Annotated in this window: 15 protein-coding genes and 1 pseudogene; 2 read left to right on the top strand and 14 right to left on the bottom strand. The window is 52.5% G+C overall.

The annotated features are described in order from the left end of the window. Positions 1-232 precede the first annotated feature (232 nt). Both PGRAT_RS04795 and yicI read right to left on the bottom strand, forming a co-directional pair. Positions 233-1,402 carry an SGNH/GDSL hydrolase family protein gene (locus PGRAT_RS04795; protein WP_025705414.1) on the bottom strand — a complete coding sequence of 390 codons (1,170 nt, stop codon included), beginning with the start codon at positions 1,400-1,402 and terminating at the stop codon, positions 233-235. Positions 1,403-1,666: 264 nt separating this feature from the next. Further along, complete coding sequence (gene yicI, locus PGRAT_RS04790; protein ID WP_042266124.1) at positions 1,667-3,988, bottom strand: alpha-xylosidase; 2,322 nt, start codon at positions 3,986-3,988, stop codon at positions 1,667-1,669. Between the two features lie 233 nt (positions 3,989-4,221). On the opposite strand from yicI, the gene PGRAT_RS04785 reads away from it, so the two are divergent. Then, positions 4,222-5,139: an AraC family transcriptional regulator gene (locus tag PGRAT_RS04785; RefSeq protein ID WP_025704748.1), complete on the top strand. Its 918-nt coding sequence runs from the start codon at positions 4,222-4,224 to the stop codon at positions 5,137-5,139. A 766-nt stretch (positions 5,140-5,905) separates the two neighbouring features. Here PGRAT_RS04785 and PGRAT_RS04780 read toward each other — a convergent pair. From PGRAT_RS04780 to PGRAT_RS04750, 7 genes are all read right to left on the bottom strand, one after another. Then, on the bottom strand, positions 5,906-8,032 hold the full coding sequence (locus PGRAT_RS04780; protein ID WP_042266122.1) for a class I SAM-dependent methyltransferase: 2,127 nt from the start codon (positions 8,030-8,032) through the stop codon (positions 5,906-5,908). Between the two features lie 102 nt (positions 8,033-8,134). Then, complete coding sequence (locus PGRAT_RS04775) at positions 8,135-8,935, bottom strand: hypothetical protein (protein ID WP_025703905.1); 801 nt, start codon at positions 8,933-8,935, stop codon at positions 8,135-8,137. Positions 8,936-9,049: 114 nt separating this feature from the next. Next, positions 9,050-9,925 (bottom strand): radical SAM/SPASM domain-containing protein, encoded by an 876-nt coding sequence (locus PGRAT_RS04770; RefSeq protein WP_025703906.1) that lies wholly within the window; start codon positions 9,923-9,925, stop codon positions 9,050-9,052. A 39-nt stretch (positions 9,926-9,964) separates the two neighbouring features. Then, a complete protein-coding gene (locus tag PGRAT_RS04765; protein WP_036703391.1) occupies positions 9,965-10,951 on the bottom strand; it encodes a Gfo/Idh/MocA family protein in 987 nt (328 codons plus the stop codon). A gap of 166 nt (positions 10,952-11,117) precedes the next feature. Continuing rightward, on the bottom strand, positions 11,118-11,891 hold the full coding sequence (locus tag PGRAT_RS04760; RefSeq protein ID WP_025703908.1) for an SDR family NAD(P)-dependent oxidoreductase: 774 nt from the start codon (positions 11,889-11,891) through the stop codon (positions 11,118-11,120). A 53-nt stretch (positions 11,892-11,944) separates the two neighbouring features. Further along, a complete protein-coding gene (locus tag PGRAT_RS04755) occupies positions 11,945-12,754 on the bottom strand; it encodes an acetoacetate decarboxylase family protein (protein ID WP_025703909.1) in 810 nt (269 codons plus the stop codon). 23 nt (positions 12,755-12,777) lie between these two features. Beyond that, positions 12,778-14,718 (bottom strand): NAD(P)/FAD-dependent oxidoreductase, encoded by a 1,941-nt coding sequence (locus tag PGRAT_RS04750; protein WP_025703910.1) that lies wholly within the window; start codon positions 14,716-14,718, stop codon positions 12,778-12,780. 131 nt (positions 14,719-14,849) lie between these two features. Here PGRAT_RS04750 and PGRAT_RS04745 point away from each other — a divergent pair, with 131 nt between their 5' ends. Continuing rightward, positions 14,850-16,133: a PucR family transcriptional regulator gene (locus PGRAT_RS04745; RefSeq protein ID WP_025703911.1), complete on the top strand. Its 1,284-nt coding sequence runs from the start codon at positions 14,850-14,852 to the stop codon at positions 16,131-16,133. Positions 16,134-16,228: 95 nt separating this feature from the next. On the opposite strand, the gene thrC is transcribed toward PGRAT_RS04745, so the two are convergent. The 5 genes and pseudogenes from thrC to PGRAT_RS04720 form a co-directional block, all read right to left on the bottom strand. Beyond that, a complete protein-coding gene (gene thrC / locus PGRAT_RS04740) occupies positions 16,229-17,617 on the bottom strand; it encodes a threonine synthase (RefSeq protein ID WP_025703912.1) in 1,389 nt (462 codons plus the stop codon). A 184-nt stretch (positions 17,618-17,801) separates the two neighbouring features. Further along, positions 17,802-18,296, bottom strand: coding sequence for a CYTH domain-containing protein (locus tag PGRAT_RS04735; protein WP_025703913.1), 495 nt, complete (start codon positions 18,294-18,296; stop codon positions 17,802-17,804). Between the two features lie 86 nt (positions 18,297-18,382). Beyond that, on the bottom strand, positions 18,383-18,910 hold the full coding sequence (locus tag PGRAT_RS04730) for a hypothetical protein (RefSeq protein WP_025703914.1): 528 nt from the start codon (positions 18,908-18,910) through the stop codon (positions 18,383-18,385). Between the two features lie 445 nt (positions 18,911-19,355). Continuing rightward, positions 19,356-19,536 (bottom strand): annotated as a pseudogene (locus PGRAT_RS34195) (adenine deaminase C-terminal domain-containing protein); the annotation flags it as partial. A 126-nt stretch (positions 19,537-19,662) separates the two neighbouring features. Next, positions 19,663-20,115 (bottom strand): hypothetical protein, encoded by a 453-nt coding sequence (locus PGRAT_RS04720; RefSeq protein ID WP_042266111.1) that lies wholly within the window; start codon positions 20,113-20,115, stop codon positions 19,663-19,665. Positions 20,116-20,191 lie beyond the last annotated feature (76 nt).

Raw genomic sequence — 20,191 nt, 5'->3', positions numbered from 1 at the left:
GTACCCGAACAAACTGATTTGCATGTTGTCTGCATATACTGTGTAAGTGTTTTCTGACAGATGTCAGGTTGTGGACATAATTGTTATCTGCTTGATACAGCACTTTTTGCTGTGATCCCATCTGGATACCCATGGCAAGCACTACCTTCCTGTTTAAAGTACTACATAATATGCCCAGTGTGCTATGGGTGTTCTTCAGACTTGTGTTCACCTCCATACCTGCCGCTAAGTTCTATGTATACCATTCCAGAAAAGCGTCCGCCACCGCCTTGCCGGCGGTGCCGTTCGGATGCGGATCGTCTGTATTGCTCATGTACTCCGGACGGACTCTATGGTCTAATGGAGCCGGCATGGACAGTACGGCCGCGATATCAAATACACGGCTCACCCCCGCAGGCGGGGCCGCAAGAATCTGTGCATTCACACTTCTCCACGCCGCCTCCCGCTCGCCTTCGAAGTTAAATGGCGGCACGGTGCCCAGGATGATCCCCGCTTCGGGGTTAGCCTCTCTGATCAGAGAGACGATATGCGTGAGATCTGCAAGGAGCCCTGCAGCCGAGCGCTTGCCGATATCGAGATCATTCACGCCCAGCACAATCAGCACCTCATCCCCCTGCTTAGCCTTGTCCAGCCAAGATCCGTCAGTGGCCGCATCATAGGCTCTCCCCCATCCTGATCCGAGATTCCACAGCCCATAACCGGTTCCAAGCCCATCGGCAATCCGCGCCGCCCAGTAGGAATATTCATCCTTTGCTGTCCGCACCCCTTGCGTAATGGAATCTCCCAGCAATACGAGTCTTTTGGCCACTTTCTTCTTGTAGCCGATATAGCTTGGCAGCACCAGGAGCTTGTCCGATACGCTGAAAGCAGCGTTCGATTCCTGCCCGGCGTAATTTCCGGAGGCATCGTAGGCCGAGACCAGCATCCCCTCCACATTGTAAGGGAAGGTTTTGCCGGGAGCAGCAGTTCTTATCGTCCAGGTAAAAGCCAGATAGTGGCCCTCCGGCAGCATAAGAACCGCTTCGTCACTCCAAAAAGTTTCCCCTGGAGCTACTTGCTTCGCTGCTTCTCCCCAGAAAGTTACGGGCACCTGCGTGCCTGGCAGGACCGTACCATCCGGCTCCGGTCCTCCGTCGGCAATATAAGCCGCTTCAATGCTCCATTCGCCTCCCGGCTCGCTCGCTTTCGCTTCAAGCCCCATGTCCCAGGTGGAATCCACCGCATTGCTATGCCAAAACTTCAGAGTCAGGCTGCCATTCCCGCGCAGACGGATGTATGTCCGATAGGTGTGGATGAATGGCTCCGCCCTGTTCATAATATAATTGGCAGCTGTGGACAGCGCTGTAGCCGAGGTGTACTCAGACTGGCTGAACACTCCGGCTTGGTTCTCTTGACTGTGCATCGTGATGTAACTCCTTCTTTCATACGGATCTGTAAACAATCACAGTATACGGACATTATAGCCTTTAAACTAATACGATTCAGCCGATATATAACACAATTCTGATTTTGGCCCGGGGGATTGTCCCTTTCCAGACAGCTTCGGCGCTCAGCCGGACAAGTCCCGCCACAGCAAAAAAACCTCCCAGCCCCGCATGGCAGCCTTCGCAGCCATATCGTACAGAGAGGTTTTTTGCAGTTCAACTATTTTATCGATGCATTCATTTTATTTCAGTGTAATCGTGAACGATACGGATTTGGCTCCGGCGTTTACTCTCACTGTAGCTTCGTCTGCTTGTTCTGCACCGTCCACGGAAGCGATAGCGCCGAGATCCTTCACTGCCAGGGTGAATGGCTTGCCGCTGCCTTCGGCAGTAACGGAAATGGTGCTGCCTTTGCGCTCTGCCTTAACGGTCAGCTCAGGCGCGCCTTTGATGTCGCGGACCGTTGCAGCCGTTGCTGCCCCGTCTTCCAGCGAATACAGGCCGAATTTCACACCGTCCGCAAAATCATAATCCGGACGGGTATCTACACTGCCTGTAGCCAGCAGCGAGTTCTGGCGGACGAACAGCGGCAGGCTGAAGAAATCATGTGTTTCCTTGCGCCATGATCCGCCTTGTACCGTTTCACCCCTAAGCAGGTGGGTCCAGCGTCCAGCCGGCAGATAGTACTTCACTTCGCCGTTTTCCTGGAAGATCGGAGCGACCAGCAGGGAATCGCCCAGCATATATTGACGGTCCAGAATTTCACAAGTCGGATCTTCCGGGAATTCCATCACCATCGCACGCATCGAAGCCCAGCCCTGCTCATGCGCCTGTCCGGCGACATCATACAGGTATGGCATCAGGCTGCATTTGAGCTTGGTGAAGAAGCGGGTAACATCCACGGCTTCGTCGTCGTATGCCCAAGGCACGCGGTACGAGGTGCTGCCGTGCAGGCGGCTGTGGCTGGAGAGCAGGCCGAAGGCCAGCCAGCGTTTGAACACATGCGCCGGAGCGGTATTCTCGAAGCCGCCGATATCATGGCTCCAGAAGCCGAAGCCGGACAGGCCGAGCGACAAGCCGCCGCGAAGGCTCTCTGCCATCGACTCATAGTCCGCGTAGCAGTCGCCGCCCCAGTGAACCGGGAATTGCTGCCCGCCGGCCGTTGCCGAGCGTGCGAATACGGCGGCTTCATTTTTGCCCAGCTTCTCTTCCAATACTTCAAAGACCACCTTGTTGTACAGCTGGGTGTAATAGTTGTGCATTTTCTGCGGGTCGGAGCCGTCAAAGTACACCACATCGGTTGGAATCCGTTCGCCGAAGTCCGTCTTGAAGCTGTCTACGCCCATATCCACCAGATCACGCAGGTAGCCGGCATACCACTCACACGCTGCAGGGTTTGTGAAATCTACAAGTCCCATGCCCGCCTGCCACAGATCGGTCTGGTATACGTCGCCGTTTGCTTTTTTGATCAGATAGCCGTTTTTCTTGCCTTCTTCGAACAGCGGTGAACGTTGTCCGATATAGGAGTTGATCCACACACAGATTTTCAGGCCTTTTTCCTTCAGACGCTTCAGCATCCCGACCGGGTCCGGGAATACGCGCGGGTCCCATTGGAAATCGGTCCATTGGTATTCACGCATCCAGAAGCAGTCGAAGTGGAACACATGCAGCGGCAGATCCCGTTCGGCCATGCCTTCTACAAAGGAATTGACAGTCGCTTCATCGTAGTCGGTGGTGAACGAAGTGGTCAGCCACAGGCCGAAAGTCCATGCCGGAGGCAGTGCAGGCTTACCGGTGAGAGATGTATATTTGGTAATGACCTCCTTAATGGAAGGTCCCTCAATTACAAAGTACTCCAGGCTTTGGCCTGCTACGCTAAACTGGGCTTTTTTCACTTTTTCCGAAGCGATTTCATACGAAACCAGTTCAGGGTGGTTGACGAATACGCCGTAGCCCTTGCTTGTTACATAGAAAGGAATGTTCTTATAGGCCTGCTCGGAGCTGGTGCCGCCATCTTTATTCCAGATGTCTACCACCTGTCCGTTTTTGACAAAAGCGGTAAAGCGTTCGCCCAGACCATAGACGAATTCGCCTACGCCGAGATCCAGCTCTTCACGCATGAACGTGTTGCCGTCCTGGTCTGTAATGTAGGCCATCGATTTGAAACCGCTGCCGGTAATACGCTCGTCGCCCCGGTAGAAGTCCACGGACCAGTGGGTGCCTTTGTTGATCACCACACGAAGCCCGCCGCTGATCAGCACGGTCTGTGTTCCGGTTTCCTCGATTTGGACATGATCGCCGGTTCCCTTGGTCAATTCAAAAGCCGGACCGTGGTCCACTACGCCATCATTATGAATAATCTTAACACCTACCACACCCGGAAGCGGGGAATGGAATTTCACAGTCAGGAGCGTAGAGTTCAGTGTCGCCGCGCGTCCTGTAATTGGAGTTGTCTGCGTAACAGCGGTCAAACCTTCGGCAGTTTTTTCTACCACATAGTTCTGAACCGCACCGTTGATATTGATTCCGTCGCGAACCAGCCAGAGGCCGTCTGTAAATTTCATGTGTATACTTGCCACCCTTCAATTTGGTGTTTATAGTTGCATTATAACGATAATAATTAGACAAAACTAATATATTATAGCTCATTTATAACACTATTCTGACGTCCCAAGTAGAAGCGGCTTTGCCGTCCATAAAAGGACCGGAATCCGTTTCAGCGGGAAATGGAAGGCTAGAGTAGAGGATAGGGCGAAACTTATACTTTCTTATATTTCATCAAAAAGGGAGGTTTATTATGGACCGCACCTCGCAGCGTCTTCTCAAGGAAGACCGAGTGCATGGCGATGTGATGTTTCCGCTCGCCGCTTACTGGATCGAGCTTCCGGCCGGAACCCCTGTCCTGGATACCCATTGGCATGAGGAGGCTGAATTCTTTCTGCTGCTGGAAGGCGAGATTATGTTTCAGGTAGATACCGATTATTTTCCGCTCCGTGCAGGCGAAGCTGTGTTCATCGAATCCGGTGACATCCATGCCGCTTATGCGCTCAAGGACAGCCCCTGCCGGTTCTGCGCACTGGTCTTTCATCCTGATCTCCTGGCCAGCGCCCAATATGACACCATTCAGCAGACAGTGATTCTGCCGCTTCTGGAGAAACGTCAAAGCTTCCCCCGGCATATTTCCCCGGCCATCCCGTGGCAGCTTGAGCTGCTGCGCCATCTGGAGCGCATGATGGAGGCATATGATAATAAATTGCCCGGATTCGAGTCCTTTATGAAAGGAACTTTGCTCATCATGCTCTCCCAGATCGCCATCGAGGGCCGTTCTGTGAACCACAGCCAGTCGGAGAGCGCCGATACAACCAAGATCAACCGGCTCAAAAAGATCATTCTCTATATTCAGGACAACTACCAGGAACCGATCCGGACCCGCGATCTCTCTGAGCTCATTCCGATGAGCGAGGGTCAATTCTGCCGCTTCTTCAAAGCTATGACCCGCAAAACCCCGGTCGACTATATCAACTCTTACCGTATACGCCAGGCGGCAGATCTCCTGCAGCAAACGGAACGTAAAATCTCTGACATCGCCCTTGAGGTGGGCTTCGACAACGTCAGCTATTTCATTAAAGTGTTCCGCAAGGCAATGAAATGCTCGCCTTCAGAGTTCCGCAAAGGACAGGGTCAGGTATCTGCACAGGGGCAGCTGTATCCATAGGGCCGGGCCGATTGCCCAGTCGCGGCGCAAAAACCCGGCACTATTTTCACACCAGAATCTGCAATGCTTGAAAGACTAGCCAATTGCCTGCAATTTACGCATAGACAGCCAACTAGCCAAGCTCCATCCACTGCCAATAAGCATACACAGCAAACTTACGTATAACCAACTGATGGGCACATGGCCAACTTACTTGCGTATAGACCAACTGATTCATACACAGCCAAACTTACTTGCGTATAAACCAACTATTCATACACAGCCAACTTACTTGCGTATAGACCAACTGATTCATACACAGCCAACTTACTTGCGTTTAAACCAACTGAATCATACACAGCCAACTTACTTGCGTATAAACCAACTGATTCATACACAGCCAGCTTACGCATACACGGCCAACTGCATTCGCTGCACCGCTAATGCCCCCAGTCAATTTAAGTGGAAAAAGGATCACTAATTCCGCCATATTTGCGTTGTTATCAGAAATAGGTGGAAAAACTCCACTTCATTCAGCCTTTGCCTCCCTTTCAGGCCGAAATCAGCCGAATGAAGTGGAGAAATTCCAACTACCGCTCTTCCGCAGCTCAATTAGGGCACCATGAAGTGGGGAAATTCCAACTAAAGGGTGCCCAACCTTTTACCAATTACCTAAGAGGGGTTGAACTGAATCTATTGAGTTTATTGAACCTATTGAATCTATTGAACCTATTGAATCTATATAGAAGCTATTCTCTCCCGGAATGGAAACAAGCAGCCTGAGAGCCTAACCCTTCTTCCGTATCACAATAAAGCAGGTGCTGTCCGGCAGCGGCACCTCTTGTCCGCTTTCATCCATAACCATTACCCGGTCCCGCAAAGCGTCCGTATAGCCTTCCTGCAAATAATGGCGGAAAACTTCAAGCTTCGCCCTTTCGCCCAGAGTCTGCTGAATAAAGGTCTTGTACTGGGATGGGGTGAAGTAGCCGAACTGCTCCTGAACCTCATGGATATAGGCTTCTTCTCCCCAGGTATAGGTGTACAGGAACTCCATGGCATCGTTGACCGGCATCAGCACCTCTTGTTCATCTATCCTTTCATATTGAATGGCCCGTCCGGCAAAATCCTTGGCATAACGTTCCAGCGCCGCCATTCCGTCCGCTTCCAGCAAACGGACCCGCCGCCGCTGATCTGGCGGTTCGGTCATAATGCCGTCACGGATAATGATTGCCCCGCCCTCGGCCAGCACTTCAAAGCTGCTCACCAGTGCCGCTGCTACGGTCGCATGATTAAACTTCGTGCCATTCAGCGGCACATAGGAATACAGCTCATGCAGAATCGAGGAGAAAATCACAGTATCCACCGTGCCCGGCTCTACGAAGTCCTTCAGGTTCAGCGCATCGCCCTGCAGCACCTCCCAGAGGCGTCCCTCCCGCTGCTTTCTCTGGCGCAGCGCCTCCACCACATTGCTGGAAATATCGATGCCGACCGGGATGACTCCCGGCAAACGCTCCTCGATCAGATCCAGCAGCACACCGCCGCCTGGGCCGATGTCCAGCACCTTCCGGCCGGTGACATACTCCAGAATGACCGCTTTATAGTCTGCCGTCTCATTCATTTGGCTTAAGTACGTATCCTCATTATGGAACCGGTCAAAGGCATCGCGGCGCAGCTCGAATAAATCAAATAACATCAGCACGGCCCGTTCGTAGAGTGCCGACTTTTCGGCCTCCATGCAGAACTCGATCAGCTTCTCTGCCGCCGGAGAGATTTCGAAATTGAAGAAAAGTGTGTCCGGCAGATGCTCCTCCCGCCGCAGCCGGTGAACCAGATGCGGATTGCCCAACGGGGTGGCTCTATTCAGAATATCCTCCCAGGCCAGGCCGGACAGATACTTTTCGATAATCCTTTTCTTGTATACATTGATTTTCTTGATACCCTTGTAGTCATAATAAATGCTGTTCATGACTGCCTCGTAGCTGATATGGTTCAGGCCGGACAGCTTGCTGCCGCAGGCGGTGAGCGCCATAATCTTGAGAAACTGCTCCAGCGAAAAGGTCTGCAGCGCCGATTCCACATACCAGAAGGTGATAGGCTGCATAGGTTCCAGGACATCGGGATTGAAGCCCTCCTCCATCAGGCTGCTCCACTCCGCATCATAATCCTCACCTCCGGTAATCGCCCCGGCACGCATTCTGCGCAGGCGCTCCTTCATTGGCACCCCAGCATGGAGATCCCCGGAAGAGATGACCGCAATCAGCCCCATCACCTCGGTGCGCACCGCCTGCCACAGCTCGGGGGACACGGCGGAAATAATGCAGTGATTCAGAGCGAACAGCAGCCGCTCCAGCTCATCGGCGGTCAGCAGCCCTTCCTCCACCAACGACGCCAGCGGACGATTTACGGATGGCGGCACTTCACCGCGGATCTGCTGCCCGATCAGTCCATGGGTCCCGATCAGCCGGTGCACGATCTCTTGCTTGGCTGCTTCGGTCCCCCCCGGCTCCAGCGCCGGAACCCCCTGCCCGCCATACGCCCCCATCCCGGTCCCCCCCGTATGTCTCAGGTATAACTCAGCCGAACCGATATTATGTACAAAAATATTAATGCCCTCTGCCTGCCACAGACGGCGCTGGCGCAGAGTTCCGCCCTTAGCTGTTTCTGCCCAGATCAGCGTTTCCTCCGCCAGCTCCTTAATCCAGTAGGACAGAGGCAGACTATCCAGCAGGCGAAGGCTCCGCTCCACATACTCCAGCACCGGATTGATATATTCCAGCTCTTGCAGCGAGTCAACCCGCTCAAGATTGACTATGGTTTCTTCCGCTTGAACAATATAGTCCAGCCAGGGATAATTCCCGCCGGACAGCTTGCCGTCCTCACGGTACGCTTCAATGGCTTGCAGGGATTTCAGCATGCGGATCGCCTCCTGATCATGTTGTATAGGCCGTAACCTCAAACAGCAGGCTCCCGGATGGAAGCTTGCTGTTTGATTCGTAGTGCTGTTCTGGAAAAAATACTAGACTACTTTATCAATCCGGCTGCCCGGGGGAGCCGTTGTCTTATTAGCTTCTGCGTAGATCTCTAATTCCGGCCGGGAAGGACTGCCTTCGGCGGTGTCGGCGGCCGGGTCCTCCTTATCCTGCACGTTCGCAGGAGATTCGTCCCGGATAACCGGCGAAGGTGCCGATTGTACATTTTCTTTCATTTGTTCCTGGATGTCCTTAGCAATGCTTATTAGCTTCTGATCCAGATTGGTCACTTTTTGAAGGAGACCTGCTGACTTCGCCGGGTTGCTTTTTTCCCAGGATTTCGCTTCAGTCTGCAAGGTGGTTTGGGCTATTCGCACAGCACTGCTTTGCTTCAGATCATTGCCTGCAGATATGACGCCGTTCATGTTGTATGTAGTATAGGCAAGCTGCTGCTCTTCAGGCGTTTGGTTGTCCGGACTCCACGATTCTTGAAGAGCCTCCTCCTTCTTTTTGGGGTTGTCTTCCTCCAGACCTTTTGTCTTGTTCTGGTTGTCGATAGCCTGCTTTTGAATTTGCTGCTCCAGCTGCTGAATTTGCTCATCTATTGAGGCAAGCTCGGCCTTGATAGCTTCTTGACTCTCCCCTCTTTTGAGGGCGTTGCCCAGATACTCGGAACGCCTGTCCATCAGGGACTGCTTCTGCTTGTTCAGATGATCAAGCAGCTTTGATTCCGGTTTTCCCGGAATCCTCATGTTTGAACCGGGGTTCTGTTCTGTTCCCCTTCGCTGCTGCCGGTCATGATCGGCTACCGGAAATGGCGGGCGCTGAATAGAACGCGATACATTCATAAGTCACCTCCTAAATTGTATATGTATATACTAAATAAAGTATATTCTATATCAATATCGGTCTTATCCGTAATTCTTATAAATGTTCGTGTGCTTCTATTTCATAGAACAGCTCTACGTCCCGAACCGCTGCCGGTACCCGCATTTGCGGCACAGCTCCTCAACCGCTTCCCGGCGGGAGAAGCCATAGAACAGATTGTTCGCGCGTTCGCCCTCAACAATCTCGGAGAACGGCTTCTCATGGATATTGCCGAGGTTGATTACACCCTCGCCATCCAGACAGCACGGGACCACCGTGCCGTCGACCAGCACCGCCGCCTGGCTGCGCAGCGCGTGGCAGAAGCCTTTGCCGTCATCCTCCGGCTCGCTTAAGGCAGGCCATCTGAACTCGTGGTCCTGGTTCAGATAGACGCGCGGGGCAATCTTCACCCCGCTGCCGGGCACCACCTTTTCTTCAATGTTGAAATCCAGATTGAAGGCTTCCTCCAGCAGCGCCAGCGTCTCGCGGTTGCGTTTTTTCTCCAGATTCGTCCGGTTGTCCTCGGTCAGATTCCACAGCCGGAAGGAGACAATAACCCCCTGTGACGTGACTTCACGCACAAAAGAAATAATCTCTGACACATACCCCTCCCGGTTCTCCGAGCCCGCATGGCCGTCAAAGCTGTGCAGCGAGAAATTCATCTGCCGCAGCGCCGGCTTGCCCAGCAGCTTGGGTCCAGCCTTATGAATCAATGTACCATTGGTCGTGATGTTGACCTTGAACCCTTTAGCGTGGGCGGCATCCAGCAGTTCGCCAAGCTTCGGATGAAGCAGCGGCTCGCCTTTGACATGCAGGTAGATATGATTGCTGTGCGGTTTGATCTCGTCGAGAATGGTATTAAAGGTATCCAGCTTCATGAAGTTTTTCTGCCGCTCTGTGGGCGGACAGAAGCTGCAAGCCAGGTTGCAGACACTTGTAATCTCGATGTAGACTTTTTTAAAGGTTTTCAAGTTCCGCTCCCCATTTCAACATTCGTCCGAAAGCTTCAGCTATAGGTCCGAGGCATAACGCAAGCCGATCTGTGCTCTGGCTTCTTCCATCACCTCGGCAACGGCCAAAGAATTGGCGTGGCTGTTCACATGGCTCTCGCGCTGCCCGTTCTTGATCAGACTGATAAATTCCTCCACCTCATAATACATCGGCTCAAATACCTGCGGCAGGGTAAGTTCTTCAACCGTACCGTCGCGGTAGTGGATTTTGACCTGGTAAGGCTGGTTGATCTTGTCGATCACCATTGTGCCATTCTCCCCCTGGATCTCGGCCGGCAGATAGGAGTCGGCAATCTTGGAGTGCATGACTACGGCATCCATATCCGGATAACGCATTACAATGCTGCCCTCGCCGTCTACACCGGAAGCCAGCATCAGGCCTACCGCCCGTACTGACTCCGGTTTGCCGAACAGCGCTACCATCGGGTACAGGCAATAGATGCCCAGATCCATCAGGGAACCGTTGGAGTAGGCTGGATTAAAGGCGTTCAACACGGTTCCCTGGCGGTAAGCATCATATCTTGAAGAGTATTGACAATAGCCCGCGAAATACCGGCGTACTTGGCCCAGCTTGTACAGGTTGTCCTTGATTACCCCAAAGTTGGGCATGAAGGTGGATTTCATCGCTTCCATGAACAGCACATCATTGTTCCGCGCCGCTTCGATCATCGCCCGCAGCTCCGCGCTGTTGGAGGCCGCAGGCTTTTCACAGATTACATGCTTCCCATGGTTCATACAGACAAGCGCATGTTCGGCATGCATTGAATTGGGGCTGGCAATGTATACCGCATCTACTTCCCTGCTGGCCACCATTTCCTCCAGATTCGTATATATGGAAGCTCCAGCGTATTTTGCCGCAAAATCGCGCCCCTTCTCCACCGTACGGGAGTATACAGCAGTAAGGATAAATTCCTCATTCTCAAGACCCGCTTGAATGAAACGGTCTGTAATCCAGTTGGTTCCAATAACCCCGAATCGAATTGTCATGAAGTGATCCCGTCCTTTTTAGTTCATACTGACTCTACATGCTATTTTCTCACTCCAGGGTAGTGATGTCCACTTTTCCGGACAATTTTCCGACAAATTCTGCTGCTTGAGAATGTGAAAAAAAGCACCTGCATGCCTGCAGGCGCTCCTTACTCCTTCCAATACATTATATAATAGTCCATCCACCGTCTACGAACAGGGTCTGGCCGGTAGTATAGCTGGAAGCATCCGAGGCAAAATAGAGCACCGCGCCGTTCAGCTCACCCGGATTTCCGGGGCGGCCCATCGGGCAAACGGCATTATACATTTTTAGCGCTTGCTCCGTGAACAGTGTATTCTCCGTCATTTCGCTGCGGAATAAGCTTGGGCCGATCGCATTGACAGTAATTCCATGCTTGGCATACGTAGCCGCTACTCCCCGGGTCAGGTGGATCACTCCCCCTTTGGCTGCATTGTAAGAGTGTGTAGGGACCGAAGCGGAGGCGGTAAGCCCCAGCATTGAGGCGGTATTGATAATTTTGCCGTATTTCCGTTCCTTCATATGCCGGATGACATGTTTGGACATCAGGAAAACTCCCTTCAAATCCGTATCCAGCACACGGTCCCAGGCCTCTTCCTCCAGCGCTTCAATCGGCACGGCGTCCACGACACCGGCGTTATTCAGCAGGATATCAATCTGGCCAAAAGCTTCCATAACCTTCCGGACAGCTTCTATAATCTCGTCCTCTTGCCGCACATCGCACTGGATGGGGATAATTCTGCGTTCGGGGTATTTGGCTCCGATCTCCTCCGCCACCGCAACAAGCTTGTCATATCTTCTCGCCAATATTGCGACATCCGCCCCTTGTCCGGCCAGCATCTCGGTGAATTGAACCCCGATTCCGCTGGACGCCCCTGCAATGACAGCTTTCTTTCCGGTTAAATCAAAAAGATTAGTCATAGTCTAGCCTCCTAATAAATGTTGTTAGCATCCCCTTCATGGGATTACCTCGTTCACAACGCCCCGGACTGCAGCTTATTCTCCCACCAGTCCCAGCGGAGATAGCAGTAAGGCAGAAACTCCATCGGATTCAGCGGTTCCAGCACCCTGCCTTTTTCGAGCACATTTGTACTTACGGTATAAACGGCTCCCAGCATATTGACGACTTCAAGCTCGCTCCAAGGATCATGCGGGGAATCCTGGAACGTAATCGCAGCCTCAGCCGCCTTATAGACCTTGACGTCGCTGACCAGGCGTTGTGTAACCAGCATTGGCAGCAGATCAAAGCCGCTTCCGTCAATGGCGTTGGCATATTTGATGTTGTACAGCGGAATGTCTTTGCCATAATATTCGTCCAGGATTTCCCCGGCTGCACTGTCATTGAACCTGTCCTCTATACGCGCCTCCATGCTGACAAAATCAATGCCGTGCCGGCTGATCGTCCCGCCCATGAAGCCTTCTGCATTGTTCAGGGAGATATCAGCCATTTTCTTGGGCAGGCCGCAGACTTCCCGGCCCATTGCCATGCCGATATCACTCGTAATCGGCATCGACAGGCAATAGTTGCCCAATTGGCCGTTATAGTCCGCCAGCACGAACAATCCGGCTTCGCGGTAAGGCGGACAAAAGTTCGTCGCCGGATAATTGGCTACAAAAGCGTTAACCAGCGGCCGGCTGGCAGGCTTCAGCGGCTTCGGCAGCAGACGCGCGATGATCTCAGGCTTCGTTTCCCAATACAGTGTCAGCATCTCCGCATCATAAAAAGTGGTCGGTTTGCCTCCATACTTCTGGATATCCGTGAACCTTTTCACAAAACTCCCCATGACTGTACCTCCTCAAATTGGTATCAACGCAGCATATAAGCCGTTTCGAAGCCGGTTTGAATCGCCTGCCCGATTCTGCCGGGCTTGCCGGCATCGCCAATCACCTTCACATTCGGCAAAGCCTGCTTAAGCTCTTCCGTGAAGGAAGATTCCGGCGTAACTCCAATGGACAGAACCACGGCATCGGCTTCTCTCTCCGTGACTTCGCCCGTGGAGGTATTCTCAAGCACGACAGATCCGTCCTTCACTTCTACCAGCTTCGTTGAAGCGAGCAGCTCGACACCGGACTTTTTCAGCCGGGTAACGATGTCGATCAGATTCGGGAGATAGGCATCCGGGCCGATCCGCGGCTGCATCTCCACTATCGTAACCCGGTTCCCCCTGTCCACAAGGTATTCGGCGGTTTCCAGGCCGGTCATGCCGGAGCCGATCACAACGGCCCGCTGGCTGCTGATCACAGCATTACCACCAAGAACATCAACAACCGTACAGACCGCCGCCTTATTCACTCCAGGAATAGCTGGTATAACCGGCTGCGCCCCGGTAGCCACCACTACCGCATATGGTTCAAGCTCCTTCAATTGGTCCAGCGTAGGCTTCGTAGAGAGCCGGATATCAACTTCCAACTGCTCCAGCTGATGCTGCATATTGTCGATGAACCAGTTCAGCTTCTCCTTCAGCGGCGGGCGGCTCCCCAGCTCTACACTGCCTCCGAGCACATCCCTGGCTTCAAACAGCACCGGCTTGAATTCCCGCTGCGCCAGAATCCGCGCAGCCTCCATGCCCGCAGGTCCGCCGCCGATTACAGCCACCGCTCTGCTTCCCCCGTCCTTTGCCGGTTCCGCAAATTCAAGCTCCCGGCCGGCTCTGGCATTGACGGCACACTTGATGACCTTGCACTCCATCACTTCCTGGATGCAGTACAGGCAGGAAATGCAAGTTCTGATCCCGGATTCCTTTCCCGCTGCCGCTTTGTTGCCCCATTCCGGATCGGCCAATTGGGCTCTGCCGACTGCGACAAAATCCGTGTTTCCTTCCTGGAGCAGACTTTCCGCGAATTCAGGCTTGCGGATGACATCGCAGGCGATCACCGGAATTCGAACGGCCTGCTTCATGGCTGCGGCGAGATGTTTTTTCCACCCTTGCGGATAGGAAATCGGCTCAATAATCGTATTCGATGATTCATAAGTGCCGCTGCTTACATTTATGCAATCCACACCCAGGCTCTCCAGGTGTTTCGCGGTTTCAAGCGCTTCATCCAGCGTAATGCCTCCCGGAACAAACTCATCGCCGTCAATGCGGACAGAGACCGGGAACCCCGCCCCGCAGGCCTGCTTGATGCCGAGCACAATCTCCGTCAGGAACAACATTCTGCCCTCAAGCGAACCACCGTATTTATCGGTTCTCAAATTCGTAAGCGGACTTAGGAACTGTCCGACCAGATACCCGTGAGCGCCATGGATTTCGACTCCATCTATACCCGCAGTTTTGGCTATGTGGGCTGCAAAAACAAATTTCCGCACCAGTTCTTCTACCTCTTGGGCCGACAGCTCCCGGGGCATTTCTCCGATTGCCGAGGACATCACCGCACTTGGAGCAACGATCTGCCTGCCGCCGATCAGCCGCCCGTGGTTTTGCCGGCCCGGATGCTGGAGCTGGAGAAATATTTTGCTGTCATGACGATGGACCGCCCTGGCCAGCTTCTCCAACCGCGGAACAAATAGCAGATCGCTTGCGTTCAATTGGTTAGGTGTGCCCACCCCTGTCTCATTGTCCACCCGGGTAATTTCAGTAATGATCAGGCCGCAGCCTCCTGCTGCACGCTCCTCATAGAAAGCAATCATTTCATCCGAAGCTTCTCCGCTGGCCGCTGCCAGGGATGTGCCCATAGCCGGCATGACAATTCTGTTCTTAAGCTCAAGGCGGCCAATTTTCCCTGCGGCCATCAGTTTCTCGTATTTCATCTGCTTAGCACCTCCACCATCAGTGTAAGCCCTCCGAAACTTTGTGAATATATGAACAAGAGCCAAAAATCACTTCTTTCTAGTGCATTGTGCACTATGATAAAAAAAACTCCTCAAAAAGGGTGATCCCCATGGATGTTTCTCTAGATGAACTGCGGCCAGACAAGATCGAAATGGAGCATTACACCGCATCCTTATTCACGGCTTACATTTCAGGCGCAGGCTTGTCCGCTATCGTACAGACCGCTGCAGCACTCCTGCGCAATCCCGTCATTGTATTTGATTCCAGCTTCAAAATTGTGGCCCACTCTGACCCGGATGAGATTACCGATTACTTATGGAGCGAGAATATCCGCAAGGGTTACTGCTCTTACGACTTTATTGCCGCTGTGAACAAGCTGGACAGTGTCCGGCGGGGAAAGCAGACCGACGAATCTTATGAAGTCACTTGCGAGGAAACCGCAAACACCAAGCTGATCTCCAAGATCAAAGTTGGCAGCAAACCGATCGGCAACGTGCTGCTTCTTGGCTGCAAGCATCCTCTCCGTCCCCAAGACAAGGAACTGCTGGCCATTGCCGCCACCATCCTGGGGGAAGAGATGGGCAAGAACAGCTACTACCGCAACACTAGGAATATGAAGGTGGAGGATTTCATCTGCGCACTGCTGGATCAGCAGTTTCAGGACAGCCATGTCATCCGGGACAGGATGAAAAGCGCAGGCTTGAGGTTTGGCCAGCATCTGCTTGTGCTGCTGTTCGACCTTTCCCGCTATGAGGGTTCAGGACATTATGACGACTTTTTAAGAGAGCGTTTACAACAGCTGTTTCCCGGCAGCCCTTTCACCTATTATGAGGGACATATTGTGATGATCCATGACGGGGTTCTGTCCAAAGAGCATATCCCTGCCCATCTGCGGGAATTTTTGGCCCAGTCCGGAATCATGCTTGGGGTCAGCAGCAAATTCTCCAGTCTTCCCCAGTGCAGAACACATTTTCTCCAGTCCCTAAGCGCGATCCGGATCGGTGGCATCCTCTGCCCCGGGCAGCATTTGACTTTCTACTCCGATATCCATCTCTACGAGCTGCTTTCTGCCGATGCCCTGTCTATGGAGGAACCCGGCTACCGCGATCCCGAGCTGCTGAAGCTGCAGGAATATGATGCTGCCCATCAATCCAACCTGTACCATACCTTCTTTGTCTATCTCAAAAATAACCGCAACATGCAGCTCACTGCCGAAGAACTGTATATACACAGGAATACCCTCAGATACAAGCTGGATCATATCAGCAGACTGCTTGAAACCCCCTTCTCCGACTCCGAAAAAATGCTGGGCTATTATATTTCTTACAAAATCGCGGACTATTGCCAAAAAGCCCGGAAGCGGCAGAACACCTCCTCCTTACCGATGCCGTGAAGATGCCTGTTTACGCCAAACAGCCCCCGTTCTCTCCCAAGAACGGGGGCTGTTACAATATGAGGAAGCTTGCAGAAAACAGCCGGGAGACTGTACTATTCGTAAAAGGCCTGCAGCTCGCGTACAATCACATCTTTATCATGCTCCACTACAGTCTGGTGCTGAGGCAAAGAGAACAAGGCCGCGATCTGCTCCGGAAACTCCTGCTTGATACCAACCAAGGCAATGGACTCGTCAAATTTGGCCGGATGGGCTGTCGCAAAAGTAATGGCCGTTTCCCCTGCGCCGTTAAACTGCTCGTATGCTGCAATACCGCAGGCCGTATGCGGGTCGAGCAGGTAATCATACTCTTCATTATACTTCCCGATCGTATCCAGACACTGCTGGTTCTTCACACCCAGTGCGGCAAAATCAGCCTGCACCTGCTGCAGCGCTTCTCCGGCGATAGTAATCTTCCCTTCGGTCTGCAGCTTGGACATATAGGCAGAGAGCTTCTCCGCATCCTCGCCCACCAGGTAATAGAGGTACCGTTCAAAGTTGCTGGCTACCTGTATATCCATCGAAGGACTGTAAGTGCTCGTGAAGCTTCCCGGCTTATATTCACCAGTGTTCACGAACCGTTCCAGGATATTGTTTTCATTCGTGGCGATAATTAGCTTGTTGACCGGCAATCCCATCTTTTTCGCCAAATAACCGGAGAAAATGTTGCCGAAGTTGCCGGATGGCACACTGATGTTGATCTTCTTCTCATCACTGCCTTCAATTTGCAGATAGGCATAGAAATAATAGACCGTCTGCGCCAGAATGCGCACGAAGTTAATCGAGTTGATCGCCCGCAGATGATATTTGCCCTTAAAGTCCAGATCGGCGAACAGTTCCTTAATCACCTTCTGGCAATCATCGAAGTTGCCCTCAACGGACAGATTCAGCACATTGCTGTCGTCCACGGTTGTCATTTGCAGCTCCTGCACCTTGCTGACCTTGCCGTGCGGATGGAGAATACAGATCTTGATCCCTTCCTTGCCGCGTACACCCTGGATCGCCGCCGCTCCCGTATCGCCTGAGGTCGCTCCTAGAATATGGATGATTTCGCCCCGCACTTTAGCAATGTAGGAATACAACTCGCCCATGAACTGCAGTGCCACATCCTTGAAGGCAAAGGTTGGCCCGTGGAACAGTTCCAGTACATACAAGGAATTATTCACTTTGTGCAGTGGCGTCACTTCCGGCGCACGGAAATTGCTGTAGCTGGTGTAGACCATTTCCTTTAGTGCATCGTAGGGAATTTCATCATTGGTATAGTAAGAGAAAATTTCAAGGAACAGCTCCTGAAAGCTCAGGCTCCGCCATTCCGCCAGCTTCTCGGGGGAGATCACCGGAATCTGGAAGGGCACCATCAGCCCGCCGTCATCGGCCAGCCCCATCAGAACCGTATCAATAAAGCCCTTAGCTTTTACATTGCCTCTTGTGCTTATATACTCCATACCTCTCTCATCCTCCTGAACCCCTCTGTAGTTAACCCTCATATAGGCCGGCCGGTATGCTGAAAATGAAGCCGCGCTGCCCAAGCCTTAAACTCATTCTATATTAACACGTTTAAGCGTTAAAGTCCGTTACTTCTATGTTAACTTTTTGCGTAACCATGGGATGCCGCAGGGCAGCTTCACGTTATCTGTTCTGCAGCTCTTTCCAGACAGTCTTGTTGCTGTACTTCTTCTCTACACTGACATCTTTGCCGAACCATTCGGGGGCCACAAAGCTCTCCGCTGCCTCCAGCGAATCAAATTCAACCTCCAGTACGGCAAGCTCAAGCTGGGTATAGAGGTCAATCTCTACGGTCACGCCGTTCCAAATGCCGGTAATGCGTGTCTTCACCAGCGGCACAGCCTTCACGGCTTCGATCATCTGGTTATATAATCCCTCAGAGATGGAATATTCAATCTCCTTGCGGCTGATGCCTTTGCCATCCTTGAAGGTGTGGGTATACGTAATCTCTCCCGAATCCAGGTCAGTGATCTTGCGTACTCTCAGCTCCTGCCCGTCCTCAATCGCCAGATAAGTCTGGTCAATGCTATGCCGCGTAATCACCTGCACCCGGCCTTCCTGAATCAGCCGCTCCGGGTACTCCGGCAGCAGGAACTTGCGTTCAATCTCCATATCCATGCTGTCTCTCTCCTCTGTGCGTTTCACAATTATATTATTAATCATCATAGGCGCGGGGCATCTGCAAGTCAATGGAATCCGCCCACTCAGTCGAACAGGCTGTCGATTGACCGTATGTCATAATGATTGATAATTTTAAAAGACCCGCTGCTGTATTTATCTTTTCTGGCCAAGTCATTAATGTAGATATACTTCTGGTTGTCCAGGCGAACGCCGAACCTTAAAGATTTGCCTACAATGATACTGATCCAGTAGCTTCTGTTAAAATTGTGGGAAGCATTAGAACTCATCAATTTAACACCGGCAAAGGCATTCATGATGCCGGCAATTTTGGCAGGATCGGTCACTGTGACCTTCACTTCGTCAGTTGTTGAGGGCAACGAGCGGATGATTTCAATAGAAGTAATATCCTGCAGATTGATGCGGCCCGATACCCGTTCCTCAAACGAACTGAACATCTGGATGAAAGAACCTACCCAGAATACAGCAATCCCGAGCAGGAACACAATCAGGTAGATTTGCATAAAAGTTGGCTTTTTCCGTTTCCCGGAACTTTTTCGCTGCCCCGGGTTGTCCGCATAATCTGAGCTTTCCGCCCGCTCCATCTCTGCCATCACAACCGCCTCCTCCGGAATCAAGAAATACTTCCATTATATACAATATGTCCTGGAAGCCAAAACTTTATGGGCAAGATTGCTTGAAGGAGAGCAAGGAGAACAGGGCTGGCTGCACTGCTATGAGATGGCTGACTGGCTGCCAAACTGCCTAGCTACTTGCCAGACAGCCAGCTGCATGCAGCACTGCTATGAGATGGCCGCCTGACTACTTGCCCACCTGCTTAACTGCCTACCTCCTTGACTACTTGCCTACTTGTCAGCTAGCCTACCTGCTGCCTAATTGCCTGACTACTTGCCCACCTGCCTGACTAACTGCTTGCCCAACTGTCTACACCTTACTGCCTACTTACCTGCTTGCTTGGTCCCTTTCGGGATCAGGCCGGCTACTGCATTCAATTGCACTTTGTACAGCAGAATTTCGTGCAACTGCTGCTTTTGACACGCCTTGTTCCGCAATCACCGTATTAGCCGCTACAGCCATGTCCTCCAGGTCGTGACCCACGACCAGCAGATTGTGATTGTCATGCGAATACTTGGCAGCAATGGCGCCCCACTTAATGGTGACTCCGCCGATCAGGCAAGTAGGCGCGGCTGCCGTTTTTGCCGTACCGCTCAAAAGTAGAAAATTAGCCGGAAGCACGGCCGCCGGGAATTCGATAACACCGTTTGGCCCAGTGGCCTGCTTATGGACGGGAATTTTCAAAGGTATTTATACCTCTTATTTTACTCAACAACCATATATGGCTGGATCAGAGGTACGCGCCGCGCCTCAACAACGGCATTTCTGCCGTTCTTTCCCTGCCACCTACCGCGCCGCGCCTCAACAACGGCATTTCTGCCGTTCTTTCTCTGCTATCTGCTGCACGGAGCTTCAACAACGGCATTTCTGCCGTTCTTTCCCTGCCACCTACCGCGCCGCGCCTCAACAACGGTATTTCTGCCGTTCTTTCCCTGCCACCTACCGCGCCGCGCCTCAACAACGGCATTTCTGCCGTTCTTTCTCTGCTATCTACCGCGCCACGCCTCAACAACGGCATTTCTGCCGTTCTTTCTCTGCCATCTGCCGCGCCGCGCCTCAACAACGGCATTTCTACCGTTCTTTCCCTGCCATCTGCCGCGTGGTACCTCAACAACGGCATTTCTGCCGTTCTTTCCCTGCCATCTGCTGCGCCGCGCCTCACGCCCACTACGCCGCTTGCCATACATTCATGTAAGGTCCGGGGCCATCCCTCCATAGTTCAAACACAAACAAGGGAAGCCGATTTCCCCGGCTTCCCC

This window comes from Paenibacillus graminis (assembly GCF_000758705.1).
In the GTDB taxonomy this organism is placed as follows: Bacteria; Bacillota; Bacilli; order Paenibacillales; family Paenibacillaceae; genus Paenibacillus_AQ; species Paenibacillus_AQ graminis.
This window is presented reverse-complemented; position numbering and strand designations above follow the sequence as displayed.